We start from the raw sequence: 25,305 nt of genomic DNA on the forward strand, positions 1-25,305 counted from the left end.
GTTTTACACAGAATAGCAACCTAAATCAATTTACGTACTCCAAATTCTTATACTCAATGAAATACTGCATTGCCTTTCTAATGCTGACAGTGCTGGCCTTTACGGCGCCGACCAAAACCATTAAGCTTTTTAACGGAAAAAACTTAGATGGCTGGAAAATTTACGGTACTGAAAAATGGTACGTCGATAATGGCGAACTCATCTGCGAGAGCGGGCCTGATAAGAAATACGGTTATTTGGCCACTGAAAAATTCTACAAAAATTTCGATCTGACGCTGGAATTCAAGCAGGAAGCCAATGGAAACAGCGGTGTCTTTTTCCGCTCAACCATCGACGGCACGAAAATTACCGGCTGGCAGGTAGAAGTAGCGCCACCGAATCATGACACCGGTGGTATTTACGAATCATATGGCCGGAATTGGCTGGTTCAAATTCCCGATGAAAAGGAAAACATCCTGAAACCCGGCGAATGGAACAAAATGCGTATTCGGGTTGAGGGTGATCATGTGCAGACCTACCTCAACGGGGAGTCGATGGTCGATTTTCACGACGAGAAGATTGGTAAGGGCGAGGGCTCCGTTGCTTTGCAAATCCACGACGGTGGCGGTATTAAAGTTCGCTGGAAGAATTTGGAGCTTAAACCATTGTAGTTCGTAAGGTAGCGTAGACTTCAGTACGCGTAGCCGTAGGTTAATGTGTGAAGAAAAATAGCAACTACGACATTAGCCTACGGCTACGCGGACTGAAGTCCACGATACCTTATCAACGTACGACATAGCATGTACTTCGTCGTAAATAAGATGTACCCAAAAATGTCGTCAAACGGTTTTTCTAAACTCGGTACGTTCGTGAAAGCACTCGCTCTACTTGTGTGTATTGGTTTGATCGTAATCACGTCAGCTACTGCGCAGTCAGTAACGTTAGCCGACAATTGGCAGGCTCTTTTTAATGGCAAGGACCTCAGCGGTTGGGAAACGTATCTTGACCGTCCTTACTCGACAGACAAGACAAAAGATAAAGCTTCACCTTTAGGCTTGAACAACGATCCGAACCACGTTTTTTCTGTAACGATGGTTGATGGACTGCCTGCGCTACGTATTTCGGGTGAGACCTTTGGCGGAATCAATACGCTAACCGAGTTTGAGAATTATCACTTCCGTCTGGAATTTAAGTGGGGCACCTTGAAATGGCCACCCAAACTCAACCAACCGCGCGATAGTGGCCTATTGTACCACAGCATTGGCGCGCATGGAACCCCGATGCTCTGGATGGAATCGTTCGAGTACCAGATTCAGGAGGGCGATTGTGGCGATTATTGGGGGGTAATGAACGTACTGGCCGATATTTCCGCCCGCAAAAACGACCAAGACAAGTACGTTTATCAGCCCGCTGCTACGCCCATTACGTTCCAGGATAAAACACCAGTCGGCCGTTCATGCCTCAAAAACCCAGATAGCGAAAAGCCATATGGCCAATGGAACGTATTGGACCTCTATTGTTTCGGCGATACGTGCTTACATATGCTGAATGGCAAAGTAAATCTCGTTCTGACTCACACCCGTCATTTAGTCAATGGGCAGCCGGAGCCGTTAACGAAGGGCAAGATTCAACTACAGTCGGAGGGAGCCGAGATCTTTTACCGGAACATATCCATTCGCGGTATTAAACAGCTTCCGGCTGACTTACTCCAGCAATAAATAGTACTTCGTAATTCCTGTCAAATTTCTCGTAGTAATCCTTCCAGGTCCAGCGGATGTGTGTACATCTCGATAGACCCATCGGGTTTACGCGGCCACTCTTCGTGCGGGCGGTCCCAGTACAATTCAACGCCATTCCGATCCGGGTCATTAAGATAAATCGCTTCTGATACGCCATGATCCGACGCGCCAGTTATGGGGTACTTTGCATCAATAAGCCGTTGTAATGCTACTGCTAAATCCCGGCGCGTCGGGTACAGAATAGCGGTATGAAACAGCCCGGCGCTACGTGCTGGTGCTGGTGGTGCATCTTTGCTATACCACGTATTCAGGCCGATGTGATGATGGTAGCCACCTGCTGAGATAAAAGCAGCTTCTTTGCCATACATGGTTATCAGCGTAAAACCCAGTAGATCCTGGTAAAACGCCAGCGCACGGTCAAGATCGGCAACTTTCAGGTGGATATGACCAATTCGGGTTTGGTCGGGAATGGTGTAGGGAGAATGGTCCATACTATGTAAATTTAGAGGCTGTTTCAGGCTAGTCATTTTTGATGACAGACTTACCCAAAACCAGAATCAACCGAAAATAAATCCGCTTTGCTCAATGCGCACTTCGTTTACTCAATTACTCATTCGTTGCTTACTAATCACGGGCGTTACGTTCCCATCGCTGGGGCAAACGCAACCCGCAACGCCAACACCCCGATTTGCCTTCGCTGAACCCAGCCTTTCGCCCGATGGCTCGGAAATGGCGTTTATATCCGGTGGCGACATCTGGACCGTACCAGTTGGCGGGGGCGAAGCGCGGCTATTGGTTTCGCATCCAGATAATGAGTCCCGGCCGCTGTATTCGCCGGATGGTAAATACCTGGCCTTTGCGTCGTCGCGCACGGGCAACGGCGATATTTACCTGATCACGCTGGAAACGGGGACCATTAAGCGACTGACGTACGACGATGGAGCAGAAGTACTTACTGGCTGGGCACGCGATGGAAAAATGGTTTATTTTCAGTCGACTAGCCATGATATTTCGGGCATGAACGACATCTACCGGGTAGCAATTACAGGCGGAACGCCAATGGCTGTTACAGCGGATCGCTACGCCAATGAATTCTACGGCGTCCCCTCCCCCGACGGCAAAACGCTGGCTTTTTCAGCGCGGGGTATTGCCTCCAACCAATGGTGGCGTAAAGGACGGAGTCATCTTGACGAAGCCGAAATTTGGCTCTATCATCTGGATAGTAAGAAAGCTGAAGAGACCTACAAGCAAGTGTCAGAGAGTGGGGCGAAAGAGCTTTGGCCGATGTGGGGTCAGGATGGCAAAACGCTTTATTACGTATCAGATCGCAATCAGACGCAGAATTTATGGTCGCATCCCCTCGCGGGCAAACCGACCATGTTAACTACGTTTACGAATGGCCGGGTGTTATGGCCATCGATTAGTTACGACGGGAAAACGATCGTATTTGAGCGTGATTTTGGCCTTTGGAAATACGATATCGCGAGTCGTCAGACGACACCCATTTCGATTCGACTCCGGGGTGTTGCAGCTAGTCCAGCTGTCGATCATTTGAAACAGACCAATCAATTTCGCGAACTGGCCCTGTCGCCCGATGGAAAAAAAGTGGCCTTTACAAGTCATGGCGAGGTGTTTGCCACATCAGCGAAAGATGGGGGCGATGCAACGCGGATCAGCCACACGTCCGCTAACGAATCGCAACCCGTCTGGACACCCAATAGCCGGGGATTGGTCTACGTATCAACGCGCGATGGAGCCGCCCATTTGTATCGCTACGACATTGCCACCCGCGACGAAACCCGACTAACGAACGATCCACTAGATGATAGTTCGCCCGTATTTTCTCCCGATGGTAAATCGTTGGCCTTTATTCGAAATGGTCAGGAGTTGCGCGTACTGGACGTAGCTACTAAAAAAGAGCGTTTGCTCAAGAAAGATTATTTAGGTCGGCCACCCTTTGCATCTACCGGTTCTATTGTTTGGTCGCCGGATAACAAATGGATTGCGTTTGCCTCGTTTGGTGCCAAAACGTTTCGGAATATTTCGGTCGTCCCCGCTGCTGGCGGAGTTAGTAAACCGATTAGTTTTCTGGCCAATACGTTTGGTGGCAATCTAAGCTGGAGCCCCGACGGGAAATACATTTTGTTCAGCACAAATCAACGTACCGAAACAGCGCAGATCGCTCGTATTGACCTGGTCCCTCGGCCACCTAAATTTCGAGAAGATCAGTTTCGAGATTTGTTCAACGAAGAAATCCCGAAAACACTAAAACCCGTCACCGTAACGCCCTCAAGCGCAAGAACTGCCGCGCGCGACACGACTGCTCGAACCGACACAACAGACAAAGGCGGACGTAGCGGAGCAACGGCAATCGTTTTTGAGGACATTCGCCAGCGGCTGAGCCTGTTGCCAGTGGGCGTCGATGTGGATGCGCACTCGATCAGCAAGGATGGCAAAACGCTCTTACTCGTCGCAACAGTAGCAGGGCAGCAGAATCTCTACACCTATTCGCTCGATGAACTTGGTCGCGAACAAAGCGTGGCGCGTCAGCTAACGTCAACGGCGGGCAGTAAAAGTGGCGCTCAGTTCTCACCCGATGGCAAAGAGATTTTTTACATCGAGCAGGGTCGAATTCAATCCATTACGCTGGATCGACGGGAACCGAAGCCACTGAGCGTAACGGCCGAAATGGATGTCGATTTCAATGACGAGAAGGTGCAAGTGTTCCGGCAGGCTTGGGACGTTCAAAACAAAGGATTTTATGACTCTACGTTTCATGGTGCCAACTGGAAAGCTATTCGTAGTGAATACGAACCTTTGGCAGCCGGAGCCCGTACGCCGGATGAGTTACGTCGCCTGATTAGTTTAATGCTGGGCGAATTAAACGCGTCGCACTCAGGTATTTCGGCACCAGCGGGATCGGTACAGACGACAACTGGGCGCCTTGGTTTACGCTTCGACCGAACCGAGTACGAAAACTCAGGCCGACTGCGAATCACAGAAGTTATTGAGTTGAGTCCGGCGGCTATAGCGGGGACTATTAAGCCTGGCGACTATCTGCTGGCTGTGGATGATAAGAAGATCAATGCTACAACAAATCTCGATCAACTGCTCGAAAATCAGATTAATCGTCGGGTTTCGCTCATGATTGCCTCATCGCCAACGGCCCCACCTCGTGAAGTGGTCGTACGTCCGGTCAACCTGGCAACAGAAAAAATAGTACTCTACAAACAGTGGGTTCAGCAACAGCGCGAATACGTGAACAAAGTCAGTAACGGACGGCTTGGCTACGTGCATCTGTACGACATGTCGGCCGAATCGCTGGCGCAGTTGAACATTGACCTGGATGCGGATAACCACGCCCGAGAAGGCGTAGTGGTCGACGTTCGAAACAATAACGGTGGTTTTGTGAATGCGTATGCATTGGACGTATTTACGCGCAAAGGCTACATGACCATGACACCGCGCGGCTTACCCGCAGCCCCAGCCCGAACACAGTTAGGCCAGCGAGCGCTGGAAAGTCCAACGATTCTGTTGACTAATCAGCATTCTCTTTCGGACGCGGAAGATTTTACGGAAGGTTACCGTACGCTTAAACTGGGTAAAGTCGTGGGTGAACCAACGGGCGGCTGGATCATTTATACCTCCGCAGCTCAACTTATCGACGGGTCGAACGTACGGTTGCCCTTCATTAAAATTACCGACAATACGGGGAAAAATATGGAATTGGCCCCACGCCCGGTTGATATCATGGTCGCGCGGCCCATTGGCGAGAGCTATACCGATAAAAACGTTCAGTTAGATAAAGCTGTTGCCGAGTTACTCAACGATCTAAACGAATCTAAAACATCTAGAGCCAGTACTGGCAAATAGTATAAACAGAGCAAACCGCGGAATGTGATCGAATGACCATATTCCGCGGTTTGTTAACTACTCTGCCCCATTCAGTAAGTGGGGCTCTTTGCTGGCTAACGTAATGCGTAGCTTTCCAGCCAAATTAACTAGTCATGTCTCTTATTCACACACTGGTTATCGGGCTGGTAACCTGCGCAATTATGACACCTTCAACTGCACAATCCACCAAAGAATCAATTGCCGGGGAATACTACCTGACGGGCGTTCGGGAAGTAGGCTCTGGAATCAAACTCAATGCCGACTCTACGTTTGAGTTTTTCTTTGCCTATGGTGCTCTCGACCGGATGGGTCAAGGCACCTGGAAACAACAAGGCAATCAACTTATATTGAACAGCCGCCCACGTCCACCCAAAGATTTCGCGCTGGTAACCAGCCGAACCATGTCCGAAACCAAGCTAACGATACGTATCGTCGATCCTAACAAACAATTGTTGCGTTACGTAGAAGTTGCGGCCAAAAACAGGGCGGATATTCAGCGAGGAATGACGGATGTTGATGGAAAAGCTACTTTTGCCAAACCGCCTGTGGAAGCAATTTCGTTACGTTTCGAGCTTTGCGCGGATCGTTATTCCGTTTTTCCAATTACGAACAAAGCACACAATTACTACGAGTTTCGGTTTGAGCCGTGGATTGCCGAAGTCTTCTTTAAGAACGCTACATATACGCTTTCCGATGGCGAACTCGAGGGGTCCCATCCGTTGCTGGAGCCGGGTAAAACGTACTCGTTTGAGCGAAATCAATAAAAGCTCTTACATACTTCAGCCGCGTTACGTCCTGGCGAAGAAGTCTGATAGTTGCCGACTAAAAATAAACGATCCGCTCAGGTTTTCTGAGCGGATCGTTTGGCAAAAGGATATGACTTAGCGTCGGCCACCACCAATGTCTGCGCCAATTTTGATTCCCAGGTAAGCATTTTCGCTGGTAACTTCCAGGGCTGACGAATTGTTCTTGGTTGTCGGCACAGCGTTGTATTCAACGGAGGCTACGAAGTGACCGGCTTTGATACCAGCCCGGATCATTCCACCAAATTTGGTGTCACTTACCAATTGAATGTTCTGGTTCGGTTGGCCATTATTGCTGATAACGACCGTACCAGCTGCGCCAATCGTGTATAGTCCAACACCTGCGCCAATAAAAGGACGAACGCTCCCCTGGGTAAACAGATAATTGCCCGTTATTAGGTATGAAGCATAAGCGCCTACGTCACCTGTTGTAATGTTACCGTTATACTGAACACCCCGCGCGACGGAAGCCACCTCCAGGCGAAGGCCTAAATCAAACTGATCGGATAGTCCGTACTTAGGTTCGACGGCTACCAAAAAACCGCCTGATACACCCGCGTTGAAGGGCTTGGCATAGCCAATAGATAAATTTACTTTAAACGGTTTGTACTCCTGAGCAGTAGCCGAAAGAGCAACCAGCATCAATACGCCTGCGAGATAATTTCTCATTTTATAGTGTCAAGTAGTGAATGTGATAAAACTGGCACTATAACTGAGCTCGGAGTAGTCTTGTTTAATCGGCGGGTAAATTTATTGGTAAATACAGAGCGACGGCTTATCGATTTAAACTGTAAGGCACGAATTACTCTTGACAGAACTCAGCGTGACTTTGGGGTTGAAAAACGTATAGACTGTAAATCTACAGCCTTCACTCTGAGTCCGTTATTCTATTTCCCAGGTTTGCAGGATGCTACGTTTATTTTACCCGGTTAAAAACGAACAAATCTTTAAAATCCCATTTATTATCCTGCTGCATCCCCCGTTGAATAGCTAGTTGATTCGCTGAGCGTTTTTCGTAGATGATCCGTATGGAGCCGTCTTCTTTCTCGAAAATGGCTTTGTCTTTCCCGGCTTCAATGAATTTGTAACGATCCGATTTGTCTTTCTCTTCCTGTCCGATCAGACCGGGTTTGAAATGCTTTACCAATACGATTGGTCCCTGCTCGGTTTGCTCGAAAATAAGCATCTCGTACATCGTGACTTTGTTGTCTTTCATCATGCGCATGAACCCAGTGAGGTTATCGCCGACCGGTGCTATCCAGGAGGCCTCAATAGGCCCACCGTTGAACGTACCTAGCCAACGCCCTTCCATAAAACTGACGTCAGCCAGTGAGCCTTTAGCGTTAGTTTGGGCGTATGTGGCAAGGCTAGAAAACAAACAGAGTGAGAAGACAACGAAGCGTGTAATTTTCATAGAGGCTTGGGTTGAATTAGGTTTTAATTAGTAAGATGCAGGAATCTGATATTTACTACAGAAATGACTGGAAAGTGAGCAGATTTTGGAGATTCTTATTTTCACAACCTTCCCTACCGCTTCTGAGTTTATACGGGTGATTAGTACGTAATACACTCCCACCCCGTATGGACTTTATCGATTATTACAGCGTTTTGGGCGTACCGAAAACGGCCTCTGACGACGATATTAAAAAAGCTTATCGCAAACTGGCCCGGAAGCATCATCCTGACCTGAGTGTATGTACTATGTAAATTAGGCGGAGGTGAATCAGTAGCCGAGTAACTGTTTAAACTCCTCTAATCGGAGAACCTTGATTTTAGGATATTCACGTTTCTTGAGGACATTAAAATGAGCGTCATTACTGACTAGATAATCTACCCCACCGGCAAAAGACACATCGGCGAATTTATTATCGTCGGGATCATTTTCAATCATCAACCATTTGAAATTAGCTTCTACATGAATGACGTGCGGAGCTACTGCCAGAATCTTCATTACGTTCTGCGCCAGCGAAGGAGCGTAGAATTCGCTCAATTTTTCTTCGTACTCAGTGATAATTTCCTGACTGACAATCCATTCGAATTTACGTGTTATAAACGCCTGATATAACCAATAATGTTCGCCTGAACGAGGAATAGACGCGATTAGGCAATTGGTATCAATAACAACCCGCATACTATTATCGAGTGCGTTGCGACTCATTCAGCACCCGGTCGAAGTCAGCCTGGGTATAACCTTTCTGAGCAATGATTTCATCCGCTTCTGCGGCAATTAATTCACTGTAATAGTCCATCAATAATTGATGAACCTTATCCAGTTCATCAGGAAGCATAGGACGATCAAAAAGACGCATTAGCGATACCTGAACCGAGTTAGGTTGTTGTGTTCCCGTCATCATACTAGTTGATGCATATATAGACAAAACTAACAAAAAAATAACCTGTTGCCGTTCATACAGATTACGGTATTAGACTCTATTGATAAACGCAACAGATACATAGTTCTTTACTTATATCTCTACAACCTTCCCTACCGCTTCTGAGTTTATACGGGTGATTAGTACGTAATACACTCCCACCCCGTATGGACTTTATCGATTATTACAGCGTTTTGGGCGTACCGAAAACGGCCTCTGACGACGATATTAAAAAAGCTTATCGCAAACTGGCCCGGAAGCATCATCCTGACCTGAACCCGAATGATGCGGAGGCTAACAAGAAATTCCAGCAGATCAACGAAGCGAATGAAGTGCTGAGCAATCCGGAAAATCGTAAGAAATACGATCAGTACGGTAAAGACTGGCAACATGCCGAACAGTTCGAACAAGCTCGGCAGCAACAACAATCGCGTCGACAACAGGCCCAGGGTGACACGGGAGAGTATGATTTTTCAGATGGTTTCGGTGGGGCCGATTTTTCGGATTTCCTTTCGTCGATGTTCGGGCAGGAAGGCGGTCCCCGAAACCGGCAACAAACCAAATTCAGAGGTCAGGACTATCAGGCCGAACTACACCTCAACCTACGCGACGCCTATACAACGCATAAGCAGACAATGACCGTCGATGGCAAGAACATTCGTATCACGGTTCCGGCGGGTATCGAAAATGGGCAGAAAATCAAGCTGGCGGGTTATGGTTCACCAGGTATGAATGGTGGTCCCAACGGCGATCTGTACATTACGTTCGTTATTGCCGACGACAGCCGCTACAAACGTAAAGGCAATGATTTGTATGTCGATGAGGAAATCGATCTGTATACGGCCATGCTGGGCGGAGATCACGTAGTGGAGACGATGGATGGAAAAGTAAAACTGACGGTAAAGCCTGAAACACAGAGCGGTACCAAAGTGCGATTGAAAGGCAAAGGATTTCCCGTTTACAAGCAGGACGGTACGTTTGGCGATCTGTACATTACGTGGCAGGTGAAACTCCCAACTAATCTAACCGATCAACAAAAAGAGCTTTTCCGCCAACTATCGACCCTTTAACCCACTGAAACCATGCAAACGACCCATCTAATTTCAGTTTATGATTTTTGCGTACATCACCACGTCGAAGTCACGTTTGTAGAAACCTTAGCCAATAATGGCCTGATCGAAACAACGCTTGTGGAGCAAGCCATTTATGTTCATCCAGAACAGTTGGTCCGTTTGGAGAAATTCGTTCGGCTGCATCAGGATCTGGCCATTCATACCGACGATCTGGACGTAGTGAGTGATCTGCTGGATCGCGTAGAAGATTTACAGCAACAACTCACGCAGTTACGAAATCGGCTGGTGTTCTACGAACCCGCAACCGATCAGTAAATACGCTCCGAGCACTGAGTTTCAAATCCATCCTTTTTTATGTAGCTTGTTGACAGATTAGGCCGTTTATTGGCCATTACGTTTACTTCCTTCCAGTTTCTACCAAACACCATGGCCTCATTCTTCAACAAAGGCTTCGGCCGAAAACGGGAGTCTGCATCCAGCGAACGGATTCCGCCCGGACAATACGAAACTCACGACTTCCCGGTATTAACGGCGGGACCAACACCCCGCATCCCGCTGACATCCTGGACATTTGTCATCGATGGCTTAGTCAAAACACCTATGCAATGGACCTGGGAGCAGTTTAATGCGTTACCCCAGACATCGTTTATGAATGACATCCACTGCGTAACGAAGTGGTCAAAATTAGATACGCACTGGACGGGCGTTAGTATTGATACGTTGCTCGAGCACATTAATCCGAGTCCCGAAGCCCGGTACGTAATGGCACACTCTTATGGCGATTATACGACTAATATTCCGCTCGATGATTTACGAAACGGAAAGGCGTTTATTGGTCTGAACTTCGAGGGAAAGCCGTTAGCACCTGAACATGGCGGACCGGCCCGGCTGGTTGTGCCGCATTTATACTTCTGGAAAAGTGCCAAATGGATCAAAGGATTACGGTTTATGGAAACGGATAAACCCGGATTTTGGGAGCAGGGAGGCTATAGTATGTACGGTGATCCCTGGAAGGAGCAACGGTATCGCACGGACGATTGAACAACAACATGGAAAAATTTCAGTGGCAGATTGCTCAGGTAAAGGCCATTACGCAGGAAACACCCCGTGTCAAAACGTTCACCTTACAACTTCCGCAGTGGATTCCTCATGTCACAGGTCAGCATTACGATCTTCGCTTAACGGCTGAAGATGGCTATCAGGCGGAACGTAGCTATTCCATTGCTTCGCCACCCGAACAGACCGGCGAAATCGACCTGACAGTTGAGTTAATCGACGATGGCGAAGTCTCTTCTTATCTGCACGAAGGAATTTCTGTCGGCGACCCGCTGGAAGTTCGTGGGCCGATTGGCGGATATTTTGTCTGGAAAGATAACATGGCGAATATACCCCTGCTGCTCATTGCGGGCGGATCTGGCGTTGTGCCCCTGATGGCCATGCTACGTCATCGTGCGAAAATTGGAGCTAAGAACCCAACTGTTTTGTTATTCAGCGTTCGTACGGCCGAAGAGACGATCTATCATCAGGAGTTAAGACAGTTAGCTGATCAGGATGCTCAATTTACGTTGCTTCTCACCTACACCCGGCAGCCACCGCCCGAGTGGAGCGGTTATCAGCGCCGGATTGATCGCCCCATGCTCACGGACGTATTGAAGTCGTTTACGAGCCAACCCATTTCGTTTGTCTGTGGCCCTACATTACTCGTCGAACAAGTTGCCAATACACTGGTCGATTTGGATATACCGACTGACAAAATCCGTACAGAACGATTTGGCCCGACCGGTGCGTAGAATAATCCCAACTTAACTTCTGCCATGATTCCAGAAACCGATACAATCAACGAGGCCCTGCGATTAGACGGAAACGCCGTAGCGGGTGAATTGCAGATGCTCCTGGGTTTCGACGTAACAGTGCTTCAGGCAATATGTGGTCATTGCCACAAAGAAGGCGTTTTTGCAAATCTTGTCGCCTATGTCCGTGGACCGGGTATGGTGCTACGTTGCCCAACCTGCGAAGGGCTTATCCTGCAAATTGTGAAAACACCCCAAACCGTGATTATAAATTTGGAAGGTATCACACCGGGTATAAAAAGTACAGTTATTCAACGCTAATTTGAATTCTTATGCGCACCAGTCTGCTTCTGCTGACCTTGCTATTTTTCCTGTATGGTTGTAACCAACGCTCTACGAAAACTGAATCGACACCAACTGACTCGTCAGCAAGTGCTTCGACAACAGCAATTACTCATCCCGACACCATGTGTTTTCGGCAAGTGGTCGGTCGTGATTCCACTACGTTGCAGTTGGTTATTAAGGATTCAACCGTTACGGGTGAATTGAACGTATTACCCTTTGAGAAGGATCGGGCGAAAGGGTCAATTCAAGGTATACTGGCGAACAACCAGATTCGAGCGGATTGGCAACGGTCGGGTGAAGGTGTCACGCAATCCTATGAAGTAGTCTTTACGTTGAAAGGCGATGCCGTAACTTGGCGCGAAGGAGAACGCATTGAGAAACAAGGAAAATGGGTTCTGAAAAATCCAGCGCAAGGATACGAATACGTATTGATGAAGACGGAGTGTCAATAAACCGATTATCTTTCGGTGGGTAGATTTGACGCGATTAGTTTAACTTGACTTCAACAACCTACTCAGCTAACTTAATAGTCGAATGCGTGTTCTTTGCCACTGCAAAATCTCATCAATAACACTTTTCCTTCTTATCACTGGCTCTATCATGGCGCAAACGCCAAAACGTCCGCGTGAGTATGGCATTCGATTTGGCGTATTACCGACGGGGTCACTCAACGCCATCACCGACGTACCGGGCGTTCGCGTTGGGCAGATAACGCTCAAACAGGGCCAGAACATCCGCACCGGCGTAACGGCTATTCTACCGCACGAAAAAAACCAGTTTCAGCAGAAAAGCCTGGCAGCTATTTATATCGGTAACGGTTTCGGAAAACTGGCAGGCTATAGTCAGGTGGAAGAGCTAGGTACGCTCGAAACACCCATTGTTCTGACGAATACCTTAAGCGTTCCCACGGCTGCCGACGCGCTGATTGATTACACCTTGACGCAACCAGGAAATGAACAGGTTCGCTCCGTCAATTCCGTTGTGGGTGAAACAAACGATGGTTTTCTGAATGACATTCGCGGGCGACACGTAACGAAACAGCACGTCCTGGATGCGCTTCGACAGGCGAAAACCGGGCCGGTCGAGGAAGGTAACGTTGGCGCTGGAACGGGAACCGTTTGCTTTGGCTTTAAAGGTGGCATCGGTACGTCATCGCGGAAATTACCCGCGTCGTTGAATGGGTATACAGTTGGTGTCTTAGTGCAGACGAATTTCGGCGGAACCCTGCAAATTACAGGCGTTCCGGTTGGGGTAGCGCTAGGGAAATATTCTTTCAAAGAAAACCTCGACGGATCGTGTATGATGGTTGTGCTAACGGACGCCCCTTTAGACGCGCGTAATCTCAAACGACTGGCTAAGCGCGCATTTATGGGGCTCGCCCGTACAGGCGGAATAGCGTCTAACGGCAGTGGTGACTACGTTATCGCTGTCTCAACCGCCTATCAGATCCCTCACGAAACAAATAGTGCTTTCGATGAAGTTAAGCTGTTACGTAACGACAACGTCTCAGCGTTGTTTATGGCCGCCATCGAAGCTACGGAAGAAGCAATTGTTAATTCTCTTTTTGCCGCCCAGACCCTTACGGGCGATCAGGGCCATAAAGTCGAGCAATTGCCGGTAGACAAAGTAGTTGACTTATTGAAGAAAGCGGGTCAGGCGAAATAAATCTTGTTTATCCTACCTAGCGCCTGCTCTCGGCTACCCGCCACAAAATACCCGCCAGACCTGCAAAGGCCAATGCGCCCAGCAACATATAGCCGCCTTCGCCCAGTGCTCCGGCTAGTGAAGGTTCCAGAGTCATTGAGGCCAGCCCGTTGTAGATTGAATCATTAACCGAAAGCAGGGCCACCGCTACACCCGCCAAAGCGCCACCCGCGACCAAACCCGTAGCAAAGAGATTCCCTTTACCGAGGTCAGCATCTTCCTCGACGGTTCCTTTTCGTTTAGCATTCCAGTCAACAATGTACTTGACAAGTCCTCCCGAGAAAATGGGCAACGTAGTGGAAAGAGGTAAGTAGAGTCCTACGGCAAATGCCAGCGCGCTAACACCAACCAATTCAAATACAAAGGCAATAAATGCGCCGACCAGCACAAACTGCCAATCGAGGTTAAACGACAGTAACCCTTTGATGAGCGTAGCCATCAGCGTTCCCTGGGGAGCCGGAAATTTATCGGAACCAATGGCGTGTGTAATGCCCTGCGCCAGCAAATCCGGTGTGGGTGTATCCAGAATTTTCACTGTGGCACCCACAACCAACGACGATACAATGACGCCAATGAACAGCGCCATCTGCTGATATTTTGGCGTCGCTCCGACTAAATACCCAGTTTTGAGGTCCTGCGACGTACCACCGGCATTGGCAGCCGCTACGCAAATCATACTTCCTACAACCAGTACCGCCGGTTCATAAACTTTTCCGGTCAACCCAAAACCGATGAAAACAAGCGACGTTCCCATAATCGTCGCAATCGTCATTCCCGAAACCGGCGACGAACTCGATCCGATCAGGCCCACGATTCGGCTGGCAACGGTCACGAAAAAGAATCCGAAGACAATCACCAATATGGCAATCAGCAACTTGGTTATAATCGAATCGCCGGGAATTTGCGGTAAAACAACCATCAACGCGGTCAGGACCACACTTCCGATAATAACGATACGTACGCTCAAATCCTGTTCGGTGCGCGGTGTCCGATTGCCGGTGCTTAATGCATCTTCCTTTTCAATAGCACTAATAGAAGAACGGCTAAAACTTTGCTTGAACGAAGAAATAATGGTTGGAATCGTCTTGATCAAGGTCATGAAACCACCCGCCGTAACGGCTCCCGCGCCAATCTGCCGGATGTACGCCCGGTACACAGCTGCAGCCGTATCGGCAAACGTGTGCGTAGCGGGGTTCCACCCGCCAGGTCCACCCGCTGTCTGCAGATTCGTTAGATAACCGAGTTTCTGGAGTTGAAGCGCAATCGTATCGCCCGGCACGACCGACGCCAGCAGTGGAATCAGCCCTAGCCAGGCTAGTATGCCGCCCCCAACCAACACGGCTGAAATACGAAAACCAATGATATAGCCAACGCCGAGATATTCCGGCGTAATTTCGCCAGCTACCTGCGCCGACGGGAAATAACGATTCGTTTGTTTCGTAGCCCAAACCGGCACTTCAGCGATGACATGCAGTACTTTTTGTAGTAGAGCATAGAGCAGAGCTGCGCCCAAACCCTGATAGGCCGTTTTCGCGAAATCACCCCCTTTTTCTCCGGCAATCAGCACAGACGCACAAGCAGTTCCTTCCGGATAAGGTAACGTACCGTGTTCCTGCACAATCAGTGACCGACGTAGCGGAATCATCATTAACGTACCAATCAACCCACCCAGAATCGCCAGCGTCAGAATCGTCCAGTAATTGAAGAAGTCGGCCCCGCTTCCATTCGTCAGGAAAAGAAAACCCGGCATAGTAAACACCACGCCCGATGCAATGCTCTCTCCCGCCGAGCCCGTGGTCTGGATAATGTTATTTTCGAGAATGGTCGTGTTTAGAAATTTCCGCCCGAGTGAAATAGCCAGTACGGCAATCGGAATGGAAGCCGATACAGAGAGACCAGCTTTGAGAGACAAATAGACTGTAGCGGCTCCGAATAATACGCCAAACACCGCACCCGTAATGATGGCTTTTAGAGTAAACTCAGCGGGTGATTCAGTCGCTGGAACGAACGGCTTATGGGTGGAGACAGGCTGGGACATGGTCTTGGGATTTGTCATGCGGCATCATTACGCATGACAAAGTAAGACATTCCCAATAGATACCGAAAAACAGTTGCGATTTTACTGAATAGCCCGCGTTGTGTATTGATCCATTACGTCGCTGGGGTGAATCTCCAGTACATGCGCTAATACCAGCAGCACGAGCGTTCGGGAAGCGATACGACGCGAGATTCCGGCAATTGACGCAAACAGATCTACCGTAATGCTATTGTGTTCGCCAAGGTGTTGCATTAGTTTATGCTCTTTCTCGCCATACGTAAAGCGAATATCCCGATCCGCCTGTTCGCCTTTCAGAATCTCGCGCACTTCGCGACTGGCCTGAACGGATTTATCGGCCACACGAACATAGACCTTCTTGTCGTCGGGGTTGGCCGGATCAGGAAGTATGTAATGTGGACGAGTCGGACTGCGGGGAACGCGGATGACAAGCACTTCGCGCTCGTCATAGAGTTGTACTCGCTCGATTGTGTAGGAAATGCGCGGAAAACAATACTTGTTAATAGCCCGGACGAGCAGGTATTCGTCCTCATCGGCGTATTTCAATCCCGGAATTTTCTTGTCGTCGCCGACGCCGATGAGCATGATGCCGCCGTTTGTATTAGCGAAGGCGACCACGCCCCGAATAATTTTCTCGGGATGATTTGTTTTCAGCTTGAACTCTAAACTGCTCCCCTCTCCCCGTTTAACCAGGTTTTTGAGTGCTTGATAGTCCATAACCGATGGGGTCATCTGGTTGAGTACCGAATTGGGATAAATATACAGCTTTTCCACAAACATGCAACTATTCGGCCTGTATCTCTATTTTACGTTGAAAACTCGGCTTATTTACTTCAACTTTTCGGCGTAACAAACCGTTAGTAGAGGTAAGCATCTGACGAGCAGGTCAGCCTCTACAACACTTTTGACTGCTCTATCTCTTACTAAATAAACGATAAAATGCTGGTAAACGTTGCTTTGGTCTTAGGGACTTTCCTTTTCATGGAGGGCGTAGCCTGGTTCACCCACAAATACGTCATGCACGGTTTTTTATGGAGTTGGCACCATGATCACCATAACCATCACAAAGGTTTTTTTGAGATAAACGACCTGTTTGCGGTTGTGTTTGCCTTAACGGCCATTGGCCTGATCGGAACGGGTGTTGCTTATCCCGAATTGGGTTTCTTAACCTGGATTGGCGCGGGCGTTACGCTCTATGGCTTCTTCTATTTTGTATTTCACGACATTATCGTCCACCGACGCGTTAAAGTCAAACTGGATACGAGTGGGCGTTATATGCAACGAATCATGCGGGCTCATTACATTCACCATAAAGTGCATACGAAAGAAGGAGCTGAAGCTTTTGGTTTTTTGTATGCGCCCAAGAAATACGACCGATCTGTAAAGGAGCGAAAAGCCGAAAGTAAATCAGTATAAGGTATCGCGGACTTTAGTCCGTATCGCTTCATCCTAAAATAGCCTCTGGTTCTGGTCATACGGACTAAAGTCCGCGATACCTGGCTAACAAAAAAGGCGTATCCACTTTGTTCTGGAGTACGCCTTTTTTGCTGGAGAGAATCCAACGGATCAATATTCGTCTTCGTTGAAAAAGAAATCGTCTTTGGTTGGATAATCCGGCCAGATCTCCTCAATGCTTTCATAAGGTTGACCGTCGTCTTCAAGCTCCTGTAAGTTTTCAACAACTTCAAGGGGGGCGCCTGAGCGAATTGAATAGTCAATTAGTTCATCTTTGGTGGCAGGCCAGGGGGCATCTTCCAGATAGGAAGCTAGTTCGAGAGTCCAGTACATAGTGTGTTCGTATTTAGTGTCTGTTTTTTCAATGAGGGTGCAAAAGTAAAAAAATCGTTAATATCCAAGCTATTTTACGCAAAAATGTTCAGCACCGTTGCTACGTTGGGATTTAGGCCATTAACGCGAAATTATTTCTTTTGTTTCAGGTTTATTTTTTGTTTTACCTCGGTCTTTCTATGTTTCGAGGCAGTCGGTGCCTAATATATCGAAAACTTAGGCTATTTCCACAAAATTATGCTCATCGAAGTTTGCGCTTTTTCTCTTGAATCCTGCTTGACGGCACAACAAGCCGGAGCCGGACGTATTGAACTGTGTGGTGGATTAGCTGACGGGGGCACTACGCCCAGCGCCGGGCTGATTCAACAGGCTCGCCAACACCTGACTATTCCGTTCTACGTAATGATTCGGCCACGTGGCGGTGATTTTATGTATACGGCTACTGAGCTGGACGTTATGAAGGCTGATATTCTAATGGCAAAAACATTGGGTGCTGACGGCATTGTATTGGGCGTTTTACAAGCGGACGGCACTGTTAACGAAGCACAAACGCGGGAATTAATCGAGTTAGCGAAACCGTTGCCCGTTACGTTCCACCGGGCGTTCGACATGACTCGTGACCCACTGGAAGCACTTGAAGCCGTTATTCGTACGGGAGCCGTACGGATTCTAACCTCTGGACAACATCAAAACGTTGAAGCAGGTTTATCGACACTACGTCAATTGGCAGAACTGGCAGCTGGACGCATCGAAATTATGGCTGGCGCGGGGGTAAATGCCCAAAATGCTAAGCCCCTGATCGAAGCAGGCGTCGACGCGCTGCATTTGAGCGGGAGCGTAAAAGAAGATAGCAAAATGACGTACCGACAGCCGTCTGTTTCGATGGCATCAAGCCTGCCGGACGAATATGAATATGTAGAAGCGAATGAAGAAAAAATTAGTAAAGTCGTTGAGCAAACTACAGCACAATCGCTCGGTTCCCCGAAATAAAAACACGGTCGTTAAAGACCAGCTTCAGCGCTTGCGACAGGACAATTTTTTCGACATCTCGACCTTCCGTAGCCATATCAGTTGCCGTTTGACGGTGATCAACTTCTTTTACATTCTGTGCGATAATGGGTCCTTCGTCTAAATTATTATTGACAAAATGGGCCGTAGCACCGATGATTTTTACCCCCCGATCATAAGCCTGCCGATACGGATTCGCGCCTATAAACGCGGGTAGAAAGGAGTGATGAATATTGACGATCCGGTTTGGAAAGTGATTCACAAAACCGGGCGTTAGAACCCGCATGTATTTAGCCAGAACCAGATACTCCGGTTCGTAGATGGTCAGCGTCCGTAAAATACTCTCTTCATGTTCTTCGCGCGTTTTGCCCTCATGCGATACGTAGTGAAACGGAATTCCAAACTTACTGACCAATGGTTGCAATACGTTGTAATTACTGATAACCGCCAGAATATCAGCATCCAATTCATCAAAAGCATAACGAATCAGCAACTCGCCTAAGCAATGGTGTTCTTTTGTGACCATCACTACAATGTTTTTCTTCCGTTTTGGATTCAGTCGGAACGTAATAGCTGATTGATTAGCAGATTCGGGCAATGTTGTTTTTAGCTCATCTAACAAGGCATCATTATCAAAGACGCCTTCAAATTCCGTCCTCATGAAAAACTGACCTGACGGACTGACGTATTCATCATTGTGAATAATGTTTAGGTTATGTCGGAATAATACGCCCGTTACGTGGTAAATCAGCCCCTTACTGTCGGGTCCATCCATCAGTAAGATATGTTTGTTGGGAACCGTCATCGATGGTTTTGAATAAATTGGTTAAAAGTAGCAAATGCCAACCGTTTATTCCTTTATTTTGGGTCATAAGCCTCCCTACCTATGATTAATCGACGCCGTTTTTTAACCCTGGGCTCACTTGCCGGGTTAATTCCCTCTCTACCCTTCAGGTCATCTGGCCAACCTCTTCGTCCTGTATCTGACGATACTGTATCGTCTGCCCCCTTAGCCGTTAAAGCGATGGTTATTTCAACCTGGAAGCAGCCCAAAGCAAATGCGGCTGCTCAGGCTTCATTGGATAAAGGAGAAAGCGCTCTGGATGCCGTTGAAGCGGGCGTTCGGGTACCAGAAGCCGATCCTGCCGACATGAGTGTTGGCTATGGTGGTCGTCCTGATCGCGATGGGCATGTTACGCTCGATGCCTGCATTATGGACGAAAAAGGGAATGCTGGCGCCGTTACGTTCCTGGAACACATTATGCACCCAATTTCTGTAGCGCGGGCAGTCATGGAAAAGACACCCCACGTAATGCTCAGTGGCGAAGGGGCTTTAAACTTTGCGTTATCTCAGGGGTTTAAAAAAGAAAACTTACTCACGAAAAAAGCTGAAAAGGAATGGCGTGAATGGCTCAAAACGGCTAAGTACAAACCCATTGCTAACATCGAACGGCACGATACCATTGGCATGCTAGCCATCGACAGCAAGGGGAATATCTCTGGAGCCTGTACAACGAGTGGGTTAGCTTACAAAATGCGAGGCCGCGTTGGTGATTCACCCATTATCGGGGCCGGTTTGTTTGTTGATAACGAAATCGGCGGTGCCTGCGCAACGGGATTAGGCGAGTTGGTGATGCGTACCTGTGGGGCCTTCTTGGTTGTGGAATTGATGCGCCAGGGCCGGACACCACAGCAAGCCTGTGAAGAGGCAGCACTACGTATTATTAAAAAGCAGGATTACAAAGATATACAGGTTGGCTTTCTGGCTGTAAACAAGAAAGGCGAGCACGGGGCCTACAGTATTCAACCTGGTTTTAACTACACGTTAACACAGGAAAAAAAAACGCAGGTAACCGATGCAAAATCGTACTTGAAATGAACAAGTTTTTCTTTTATTGTTTATAGTACTTAATTGCCGTCCAAATGGCCGGCAATTATCTGGACTAAACTGTTATTTAAAAACCATAAACTACATTGGAATCGGTATTTTCAACATCGAAGCGGAAGCTCCTACTCGAAGTCGCCTGGGAGGTGTGTAATCAGGTAGGTGGAATTTATACGGTTATCCGGTCGAAAGTGCCAGCAATGGTCGAAAAATGGGACGATAACTACGTAGCGCTTGGCCCGTATTTTCCGCAACGATCAGCGGCCGAATTTGAACCGATCACCGAGTCCGATGAGACGGAAATTGGGCAAACGGTACGTAAAATGAGGCAGTTGGGCTTCCATGTTGAATATGGTTATTGGCTCGTTACGGGTCGTCCCCGTGTTGTCTTATTCGATATCAATAGCATCAATGCGGAGCAGCTCAATCAGATAAAAACGCAGCTTTGGCTAAATTATCAATTATCGACGCTCCATATTGAAGACCTTGTCAACCAGACGATTGCGTTTGGTGAAATGGTTCGGTTGTTCATTACGTTATTAGCGGAAGACCATGCCCGTCGCGTTGATTTCGTAGCCCATTTTCACGAATGGATGGCTAGTACTGGCCTACCCGATTTACGGCGTAACAATGTCAAAGTCGCTACGGTGTTCACTACGCACGCTACGATGCTTGGGCGCTATCTGGCGCAGAACGAAGCGGGATTTTATGGCAAACTTCCCTTTTTCGACTGGAAGCGCGAAGCACAACATTACGGTATCGAAACCCAGGCAACTATTGAGCGACTGGCTGCCCTTCAATCACATGTATTTACAACTGTCAGTGACGTAACGGCTCGTGAATGTGAAGTTTTCCTAGGCCGAAACCCTGACCTGGTCTTACCGAACGGTCTGAACGTTACACGATTTGCGGCTGTCCACGAATTTCAGAATCTACACGTTCGCTACAAGCAGAAGATTCACGAATTTGTCATGGGCCATTTCTTCCAGAGTTATTCGTTCGATCTGGAAAAAACCCTCTATTTCTTCACATCAGGCCGTTTCGAGTTTTCTAATAAAGGGTACGACCTGACGCTTGAAGCGCTTGCTCGTTTAAACTACCGCATGCGTCAGGCTAACATGGATACCACCGTGGTGATGTTCATGGTAACCAAACAGCCTTATACATCGATTAACCCCGACGTACTGCACTCGCGTGCTTTGCTCGAAGAGATTCAGGAAACCTGCGAAAGTATTGAGAAACAGGTTGGTGAACGATTGTTTCATGCAGCAGCCTCTAATACACAGAGTACCACTTTACCCGATCTGAACAATTTTGTAGATGACTACTGGCGGCTTCGACTCCGGCGTACCGTACAAAGCTGGAAAACGAACCATTTGCCGCCTTTCCTGACGCACAATCTGGTCCAGGAAGATGACATGACACGATTTATCCGGCAGGCGAATCTGGTAAATAATGAGTTTGATCGGGTTAAAATCGTTTATCACCCTGATTTTATTGCGTCTACCAATCCTCTGTTCGGATTAGATTATAGTCAGTTTGTGCGAGGTTGCCACCTTGGCGTCTTCCCGAGCTATTACGAACCGTGGGGATACACACCCTTAGAGTGCGTCGTGCGGGGAATTCCGACTGTAACCAGCGATCAATCGGGTTTTGGCGATTTCATCATGCAAATCATGCGCGACTATGAAAACCGAGGTATTTACGTGATCAATCGTCGTACACAGTCGTTTAACGAGGCCGCTGATCAATTAACCGACGTACTGTATCGATTCGTCAGAATGGCTCAGCGCGACCGGATCAAGCAGCGTAACCAGGTCGAAAGTATTGCCGAAGTTTTTGACTGGAGCAGCCTCCGCTCCTATTATGACACGGCACACGATTTAGCGTTGAAGCGTAAAAAACCTTAATCCTCCAAGTGAAGAATGAAGAGTGCAAAATGAAGAATAAACGGTAGAGGTAAGTTTATTCTTCATTTTGCACTCTTCATTCTTCACTCTTTCTCTTTATGATTCGTATTGGGATTATTAATGTGTCAGATCGTGCCAGCGCGGGTGTCTACGAAGATATTCCGGGTAAAGCCGTTGTTCAATTGCTAACAGAGTGGCTTACGAGTCGCTGGGAACCGGTTTACCGCGTTATTCCCGACGAGCAGGATCAACTCGAAGCAAACATGATTGAGCTGGCTGATCAGGAAAATTGCTGCCTGGTTGTGACAACGGGTGGTACTGGTCCAGCATTACGTGACGTAACCCCCGAAGCAACCGAAGCCGTCTGCCAGAAAATGATGCCCGGATTTGGCGAATTGATGCGGCAGGAAAGTCTGAAATACGTACCAACAGCCATCTTATCCCGTCAGACAGCTGGCATTCGCAACCAAACATTGATTTTAAATTTACCGGGTAAACCGACAGCTATTGGTCAGTGTCTATCTGTCGTATTTCCCGCTATCCCCTACTGCATCGACCTGATCGGTGGTCCATTCCTGACGACTGATGAAACAAAAATGAAAGTTTTCCGACCCAAGTAAGGTAACACGGGCTTCAGCCCGTACAGGTCAGTCTAAAGATTACAGGCTGAAGCCCGTGTTAACTTACCGTGGGAAACTTACTTTTCCCATCGTTACGCTTGGTACGCCCTGCCGATTACCAAAAGACGTATTGCCCCCCGCTAAACTTTCATTAGCTAATACGGCAAAAAGTACCGCTTCTTTTGCATCACCGTTGATACCAAGCTCGTCAGTACGTCCAAAACTGAACGCAGGTAGTTGCTGCTGAATGGCGCCCGTAAGAATGGGATTATGCATGCCACCCCCGCTCATATACACGTGATACGTTTCGTGCTCACGAGTTACGCGCTTAATGGCATCCACGATCGTATCGGCGCTAAACTGGACGAGTGTTGCCATCAGGTCGGCAGGTAGTAAATCTTTGCTCTGACTGCGTGCTTGCGCTTCCTCAACGTAATGCACATTAAATACTTCAGGACCCGTTGTTTTAGGAAAGGGAGCGTCAAAAAAGAGATTTGTTTTTAATGCTTGAAGAAAATTGGAATTTACCTTTCCCTGAGCGGCCAATGCCCCATTCTCATCGTAGGGTGTATTCAGAAACTTCCGAGCATAGGCATCCAGAATTGTATTTCCAGGGCCGGTATCAGTTGTAAAAACCTCACTGGCGTTTCCATCTGCGGGTAAATACGTAAAATTAGCAATGCCCCCCATGTTCAGCAAAATGCGATTCTCGCCCGCTTTCGAGAACATAAAGTAATCGCCATAAACGGCCAATGGAGCGCCTTCGCCACCGTGGGCAATGTGTTTCTGTCGAAAATCACTGAACGTAATGATTTGTGTTTCAGCCGCTACGTGATCACCGTCGCCGATCTGGAGCGTAGCATTCGGGAACTTATCGCGTCGGTGTTGGCTTTTGGGGGCGTGATAAACGGTTTGTCCATGGCTCGCTACTACGTCGATTTCACTAGGTTCAATGCCCCAGGCATGTAAACAATTGAGAATCATTTGGCCATGTAGCCGACCAATATATGGATTAAGCAAACAAAGCTGCTCAAATTGGATTTCTATTTTAGCGAAGACGGTACGAATATCCGCTTTTAGGGTATCATCGTAGGATACGGTGGCGAAACGTTCGAGCAATACGTTAGTGTCCGGACCGCTGCCCGAAATTCGACATAAAGCAACGTCTAGGCCATCCAGTGAAGTACCGGACATCAGACCTATAATTCGGCGTTCAGGTTTCCGGGCAATGTCATACAGTTTTTGAATTTGTGCATTCATACATAGAGCAGCTTTTCATTTTGTTCTATTGTCGCTATCCTGGTTATCGTACTGTCAGGTTCAGAACCTGACAGTACGATAACTACAAAACACCACTACACAAATAACGATGGATTTTTGGGGTGACGAGCAATTTTCTTTTTTTGAAAGTATTCTATTTTCCACATTAGGTAAGCCGGTTCAAGTAATTGAGACCCAATTTATATCGGGGGGCGACATTAATGTGGCAGCACAGGTATTTTCCTCAGAAGGTGTTTTTTTCGTTAAATGGAACACGTTCGAGCAAGACGAAAACCAGAATCTGTTTGAAGCGGAAGCCAAAGGGCTTGATTTACTACGTCAAACTGATGCGTTACAGATTCCGCAGGTTATTGGCTATGGTCGGCATGGTGATAAAGCTTATCTGATTCTGGAGTACATCGAACTTGGCAAGCCCAATAAAACCTATTGGCACACGCTCGGCCAGTCACTAGCCCTGTTACACTCTCACACTCAACCAAAATTCGGCCTGCACTTCGACAATTTTATTGGCTCACTAAAACAAACCAATACGTTAACGGCTAGTGGATACGACTTTTTTTTCGATCATCGACTTCTTCCGCAGGCTGGTTTAGCAATGTACAGAGGTCTGTTATCCAAAGACGCTTACGATGCCCTGTTACGTCTCCGTACTCGACTACCCGAGCTTATTCCGAATGAACGTCCTGCTTTGCTCCACGGCGATTTGTGGTCGGGTAATGTACTGATCAATGAGCATAACAAACCCGTTCTGATCGATCCGGCGGTTTATTATGGCTTCCGGGAAGCCGAACTTGCGTTCACGAAATTATTTGCTGGCTTTGACGAATACTTCTATGAGGCTTACGATGAAGCCTTCCCACTCGAGAGCGGTTTTAATGAGCGAGTCGGTATCTATAATCTGTATCCATTGCTGGTACACGTGAATCTGTTTGGCTCGGGTTACGTTAGTGGCGTAGAACGTATATTAAAACAGTTCTGAAGTCAGCCGTCGCAACTAGCCTCAACAACGCACTTGCAACGCACCGACGGCTTTTGACTACTAACCACACGGGCTGTCC

27 protein-coding genes and 1 pseudogene are annotated in these 25,305 nt (G+C 47.9%); 18 read left to right on the plus strand and 10 right to left on the minus strand.

The features are described from left to right. Positions 1-56 precede the first annotated feature (56 nt). A complete protein-coding gene (locus IC230_RS17125; RefSeq protein WP_191040267.1) occupies positions 57-650 on the plus strand; it encodes a 3-keto-disaccharide hydrolase in 594 nt (197 codons plus the stop codon). Positions 651-779: 129 nt separating this feature from the next. Next, on the plus strand, positions 780-1,697 hold the full coding sequence (locus tag IC230_RS17130) for a 3-keto-disaccharide hydrolase (protein WP_223860695.1): 918 nt from the start codon (positions 780-782) through the stop codon (positions 1,695-1,697). Between the two features lie 20 nt (positions 1,698-1,717). Here the strand turns inward: IC230_RS17130 and IC230_RS17135 are convergent, their stop codons facing one another. Continuing rightward, entirely contained in the window at positions 1,718-2,209 is a 492-nt protein-coding gene (locus tag IC230_RS17135) for a VOC family protein (RefSeq protein WP_191040268.1), read from the minus strand. A gap of 94 nt (positions 2,210-2,303) precedes the next feature. Between IC230_RS17135 and IC230_RS17140 the strand changes: the two genes are divergently transcribed. Both IC230_RS17140 and IC230_RS17145 read left to right on the plus strand, forming a co-directional pair. Then, positions 2,304-5,591: a S41 family peptidase gene (locus IC230_RS17140; protein WP_191040269.1), complete on the plus strand. Its 3,288-nt coding sequence runs from the start codon at positions 2,304-2,306 to the stop codon at positions 5,589-5,591. A 182-nt stretch (positions 5,592-5,773) separates the two neighbouring features. After that, positions 5,774-6,376 (plus strand): hypothetical protein, encoded by a 603-nt coding sequence (locus tag IC230_RS17145; RefSeq protein ID WP_191040270.1) that lies wholly within the window; start codon positions 5,774-5,776, stop codon positions 6,374-6,376. A gap of 117 nt (positions 6,377-6,493) precedes the next feature. Here IC230_RS17145 and IC230_RS17150 read toward each other — a convergent pair whose 3' ends face one another. Both IC230_RS17150 and IC230_RS17155 read right to left on the minus strand, forming a co-directional pair. Next, complete coding sequence (locus IC230_RS17150) at positions 6,494-7,084, minus strand: outer membrane beta-barrel protein (protein ID WP_191040271.1); 591 nt, start codon at positions 7,082-7,084, stop codon at positions 6,494-6,496. 247 nt (positions 7,085-7,331) lie between these two features. Next, a complete protein-coding gene (locus tag IC230_RS17155) occupies positions 7,332-7,829 on the minus strand; it encodes a DUF6265 family protein (protein ID WP_191040272.1) in 498 nt (165 codons plus the stop codon). 167 nt (positions 7,830-7,996) lie between these two features. Between IC230_RS17155 and IC230_RS17160 the strand changes: the two are divergent. After that, positions 7,997-8,107, plus strand: a pseudogene (locus IC230_RS17160) (DnaJ domain-containing protein); the annotation flags it as partial. Between the two features lie 31 nt (positions 8,108-8,138). Here IC230_RS17160 and IC230_RS17165 read toward each other — a convergent pair. Together IC230_RS17165 and IC230_RS17170 are read right to left on the minus strand one after the other, a co-directional pair. Continuing rightward, positions 8,139-8,573 carry a putative toxin-antitoxin system toxin component, PIN family gene (locus IC230_RS17165; RefSeq protein ID WP_191040273.1) on the minus strand — a complete coding sequence of 145 codons (435 nt, stop codon included), beginning with the start codon at positions 8,571-8,573 and terminating at the stop codon, positions 8,139-8,141. After that, entirely contained in the window at positions 8,551-8,769 is a 219-nt protein-coding gene (locus IC230_RS17170; RefSeq protein ID WP_191040274.1) for a hypothetical protein, read from the minus strand. The genes IC230_RS17165 and IC230_RS17170 overlap by 23 nt, the downstream gene beginning before the upstream one ends. 185 nt (positions 8,770-8,954) lie before the next feature. Between IC230_RS17170 and IC230_RS17175 the strand changes: the two genes are divergently transcribed. The 7 genes from IC230_RS17175 to IC230_RS17205 all read left to right on the plus strand — a co-directional run bounded on the left by IC230_RS17175 (position 8,955) and on the right by IC230_RS17205 (position 13,660). Next, positions 8,955-9,857, plus strand: a complete 903-nt coding sequence (locus IC230_RS17175) for a DnaJ C-terminal domain-containing protein (RefSeq protein ID WP_191040275.1) — start codon at positions 8,955-8,957, stop codon at positions 9,855-9,857. A gap of 12 nt (positions 9,858-9,869) precedes the next feature. Further along, the gene (locus IC230_RS17180) at positions 9,870-10,175 is read left to right on the plus strand and encodes a chaperone modulator CbpM (protein WP_191040276.1); all 306 of its coding nucleotides are present in this window, start codon (positions 9,870-9,872) and stop codon (positions 10,173-10,175) included. Between the two features lie 111 nt (positions 10,176-10,286). Next, positions 10,287-10,901: a sulfite oxidase-like oxidoreductase gene (locus IC230_RS17185; protein WP_191040277.1), complete on the plus strand. Its 615-nt coding sequence runs from the start codon at positions 10,287-10,289 to the stop codon at positions 10,899-10,901. A gap of 8 nt (positions 10,902-10,909) precedes the next feature. Then, on the plus strand, positions 10,910-11,650 hold the full coding sequence (locus IC230_RS17190) for a ferredoxin reductase (protein WP_191040278.1): 741 nt from the start codon (positions 10,910-10,912) through the stop codon (positions 11,648-11,650). Between the two features lie 24 nt (positions 11,651-11,674). Further along, positions 11,675-11,971: a DUF6510 family protein gene (locus IC230_RS17195; RefSeq protein ID WP_191040279.1), complete on the plus strand. Its 297-nt coding sequence runs from the start codon at positions 11,675-11,677 to the stop codon at positions 11,969-11,971. Between the two features lie 11 nt (positions 11,972-11,982). Further along, complete coding sequence (locus IC230_RS17200) at positions 11,983-12,447, plus strand: hypothetical protein (protein ID WP_191040280.1); 465 nt, start codon at positions 11,983-11,985, stop codon at positions 12,445-12,447. Between the two features lie 148 nt (positions 12,448-12,595). Further along, complete coding sequence (locus tag IC230_RS17205) at positions 12,596-13,660, plus strand: DmpA family aminopeptidase (RefSeq protein WP_223860696.1); 1,065 nt, start codon at positions 12,596-12,598, stop codon at positions 13,658-13,660. Positions 13,661-13,676: 16 nt separating this feature from the next. Here the strand turns inward: IC230_RS17205 and IC230_RS17210 are convergent, their stop codons facing one another. Both IC230_RS17210 and IC230_RS17215 read right to left on the minus strand, forming a co-directional pair. Beyond that, the gene (locus IC230_RS17210) at positions 13,677-15,737 is read right to left on the minus strand and encodes an OPT family oligopeptide transporter (RefSeq protein ID WP_191040545.1); all 2,061 of its coding nucleotides are present in this window, start codon (positions 15,735-15,737) and stop codon (positions 13,677-13,679) included. An 81-nt stretch (positions 15,738-15,818) separates the two neighbouring features. Next, complete coding sequence (locus IC230_RS17215; protein WP_191040546.1) at positions 15,819-16,487, minus strand: AlbA family DNA-binding domain-containing protein; 669 nt, start codon at positions 16,485-16,487, stop codon at positions 15,819-15,821. 207 nt (positions 16,488-16,694) lie between these two features. Between IC230_RS17215 and IC230_RS17220 the strand changes: the two genes are divergently transcribed. Next, entirely contained in the window at positions 16,695-17,171 is a 477-nt protein-coding gene (locus IC230_RS17220; protein WP_191040282.1) for a sterol desaturase family protein, read from the plus strand. A 150-nt stretch (positions 17,172-17,321) separates the two neighbouring features. On the opposite strand, the gene IC230_RS17225 is transcribed toward IC230_RS17220, so the two are convergent. Beyond that, the gene (locus IC230_RS17225) at positions 17,322-17,543 is read right to left on the minus strand and encodes a DUF2795 domain-containing protein (RefSeq protein ID WP_009284883.1); all 222 of its coding nucleotides are present in this window, start codon (positions 17,541-17,543) and stop codon (positions 17,322-17,324) included. A gap of 237 nt (positions 17,544-17,780) precedes the next feature. On the opposite strand from IC230_RS17225, the gene IC230_RS17230 reads away from it, so the two are divergent. Continuing rightward, a complete protein-coding gene (locus IC230_RS17230; protein ID WP_191040283.1) occupies positions 17,781-18,533 on the plus strand; it encodes a copper homeostasis protein CutC in 753 nt (250 codons plus the stop codon). Here IC230_RS17230 and purU read toward each other — a convergent pair. Continuing rightward, positions 18,502-19,356, minus strand: coding sequence for a formyltetrahydrofolate deformylase (purU, locus tag IC230_RS17235; protein WP_191040284.1), 855 nt, complete (start codon positions 19,354-19,356; stop codon positions 18,502-18,504). The genes IC230_RS17230 and purU overlap by 32 nt on opposite strands. Before the next feature lie 81 nt (positions 19,357-19,437). Between purU and IC230_RS17240 the strand changes: the two genes are divergently transcribed. The 3 genes from IC230_RS17240 (at position 19,438) to mog (ending at position 22,966) form a co-directional block, all read left to right on the plus strand. After that, positions 19,438-20,430 (plus strand): isoaspartyl peptidase/L-asparaginase family protein, encoded by a 993-nt coding sequence (locus tag IC230_RS17240; protein WP_191040285.1) that lies wholly within the window; start codon positions 19,438-19,440, stop codon positions 20,428-20,430. A gap of 95 nt (positions 20,431-20,525) precedes the next feature. After that, the gene (locus tag IC230_RS17245) at positions 20,526-22,346 is read left to right on the plus strand and encodes a glycosyltransferase (RefSeq protein ID WP_191040286.1); all 1,821 of its coding nucleotides are present in this window, start codon (positions 20,526-20,528) and stop codon (positions 22,344-22,346) included. A 98-nt stretch (positions 22,347-22,444) separates the two neighbouring features. Beyond that, positions 22,445-22,966 carry a molybdopterin adenylyltransferase gene (gene mog, locus IC230_RS17250; protein WP_191040287.1) on the plus strand — a complete coding sequence of 174 codons (522 nt, stop codon included), beginning with the start codon at positions 22,445-22,447 and terminating at the stop codon, positions 22,964-22,966. A 63-nt stretch (positions 22,967-23,029) separates the two neighbouring features. Here the strand turns inward: mog and IC230_RS17255 are convergent, their stop codons facing one another. Continuing rightward, complete coding sequence (locus tag IC230_RS17255) at positions 23,030-24,226, minus strand: anhydro-N-acetylmuramic acid kinase (protein WP_191040288.1); 1,197 nt, start codon at positions 24,224-24,226, stop codon at positions 23,030-23,032. Positions 24,227-24,335: 109 nt separating this feature from the next. Between IC230_RS17255 and IC230_RS17260 the strand changes: the two genes are divergently transcribed. Beyond that, the gene (locus IC230_RS17260) at positions 24,336-25,226 is read left to right on the plus strand and encodes a fructosamine kinase family protein (RefSeq protein ID WP_191040289.1); all 891 of its coding nucleotides are present in this window, start codon (positions 24,336-24,338) and stop codon (positions 25,224-25,226) included. Positions 25,227-25,305: the final 79 nt, after the last annotated feature.

This window comes from Spirosoma validum (genome assembly GCF_014699035.1).
Lineage (GTDB): Bacteria > Bacteroidota > Bacteroidia > Cytophagales > Spirosomataceae > Spirosoma > Spirosoma validum.

Excerpts from the sequence above, each read along its gene's own strand:
- IC230_RS17125 (WP_191040267.1), top strand. The coding sequence starts at position 57 with ATGAAATACTGCATTGCCTTTCTAATGCTGACAGTGCTGGCCTTTACG.
- IC230_RS17130 (WP_223860695.1), top strand. The coding sequence starts at position 780 with ATGTACTTCGTCGTAAATAAGATGTACCCAAAAATGTCGTCAAACGGT.
- IC230_RS17135 (WP_191040268.1), bottom strand. The coding sequence starts at position 2,209 with ATGGACCATTCTCCCTACACCATTCCCGACCAAACCCGAATTGGTCAT.
- IC230_RS17140 (WP_191040269.1), top strand. The coding sequence starts at position 2,304 with ATGCGCACTTCGTTTACTCAATTACTCATTCGTTGCTTACTAATCACG.
- IC230_RS17145 (WP_191040270.1), top strand. The coding sequence starts at position 5,774 with ATGACACCTTCAACTGCACAATCCACCAAAGAATCAATTGCCGGGGAA.
- IC230_RS17150 (WP_191040271.1), bottom strand. The coding sequence starts at position 7,084 with ATGAGAAATTATCTCGCAGGCGTATTGATGCTGGTTGCTCTTTCGGCT.
- IC230_RS17155 (WP_191040272.1), bottom strand. The coding sequence starts at position 7,829 with ATGAAAATTACACGCTTCGTTGTCTTCTCACTCTGTTTGTTTTCTAGC.
- IC230_RS17165 (WP_191040273.1), bottom strand. The coding sequence starts at position 8,573 with ATGAGTCGCAACGCACTCGATAATAGTATGCGGGTTGTTATTGATACC.
- IC230_RS17170 (WP_191040274.1), bottom strand. The coding sequence starts at position 8,769 with ATGATGACGGGAACACAACAACCTAACTCGGTTCAGGTATCGCTAATG.
- IC230_RS17175 (WP_191040275.1), top strand. The coding sequence starts at position 8,955 with ATGGACTTTATCGATTATTACAGCGTTTTGGGCGTACCGAAAACGGCC.
- IC230_RS17180 (WP_191040276.1), top strand. The coding sequence starts at position 9,870 with ATGCAAACGACCCATCTAATTTCAGTTTATGATTTTTGCGTACATCAC.
- IC230_RS17185 (WP_191040277.1), top strand. The coding sequence starts at position 10,287 with ATGGCCTCATTCTTCAACAAAGGCTTCGGCCGAAAACGGGAGTCTGCA.
- IC230_RS17190 (WP_191040278.1), top strand. The coding sequence starts at position 10,910 with ATGGAAAAATTTCAGTGGCAGATTGCTCAGGTAAAGGCCATTACGCAG.
- IC230_RS17195 (WP_191040279.1), top strand. The coding sequence starts at position 11,675 with ATGATTCCAGAAACCGATACAATCAACGAGGCCCTGCGATTAGACGGA.
- IC230_RS17200 (WP_191040280.1), top strand. The coding sequence starts at position 11,983 with ATGCGCACCAGTCTGCTTCTGCTGACCTTGCTATTTTTCCTGTATGGT.
- IC230_RS17205 (WP_223860696.1), top strand. The coding sequence starts at position 12,596 with ATGGCGCAAACGCCAAAACGTCCGCGTGAGTATGGCATTCGATTTGGC.
- IC230_RS17210 (WP_191040545.1), bottom strand. The coding sequence starts at position 15,737 with ATGTCCCAGCCTGTCTCCACCCATAAGCCGTTCGTTCCAGCGACTGAA.
- IC230_RS17215 (WP_191040546.1), bottom strand. The coding sequence starts at position 16,487 with ATGACCCCATCGGTTATGGACTATCAAGCACTCAAAAACCTGGTTAAA.
- IC230_RS17220 (WP_191040282.1), top strand. The coding sequence starts at position 16,695 with ATGCTGGTAAACGTTGCTTTGGTCTTAGGGACTTTCCTTTTCATGGAG.
- IC230_RS17225 (WP_009284883.1), bottom strand. The coding sequence starts at position 17,543 with ATGTACTGGACTCTCGAACTAGCTTCCTATCTGGAAGATGCCCCCTGG.
- IC230_RS17230 (WP_191040283.1), top strand. The coding sequence starts at position 17,781 with ATGCTCATCGAAGTTTGCGCTTTTTCTCTTGAATCCTGCTTGACGGCA.
- purU (WP_191040284.1), bottom strand. The coding sequence starts at position 19,356 with ATGACGGTTCCCAACAAACATATCTTACTGATGGATGGACCCGACAGT.
- IC230_RS17240 (WP_191040285.1), top strand. The coding sequence starts at position 19,438 with ATGATTAATCGACGCCGTTTTTTAACCCTGGGCTCACTTGCCGGGTTA.
- mog (WP_191040287.1), top strand. The coding sequence starts at position 22,445 with ATGATTCGTATTGGGATTATTAATGTGTCAGATCGTGCCAGCGCGGGT.
- IC230_RS17255 (WP_191040288.1), bottom strand. The coding sequence starts at position 24,226 with ATGAATGCACAAATTCAAAAACTGTATGACATTGCCCGGAAACCTGAA.
- IC230_RS17260 (WP_191040289.1), top strand. The coding sequence starts at position 24,336 with ATGGATTTTTGGGGTGACGAGCAATTTTCTTTTTTTGAAAGTATTCTA.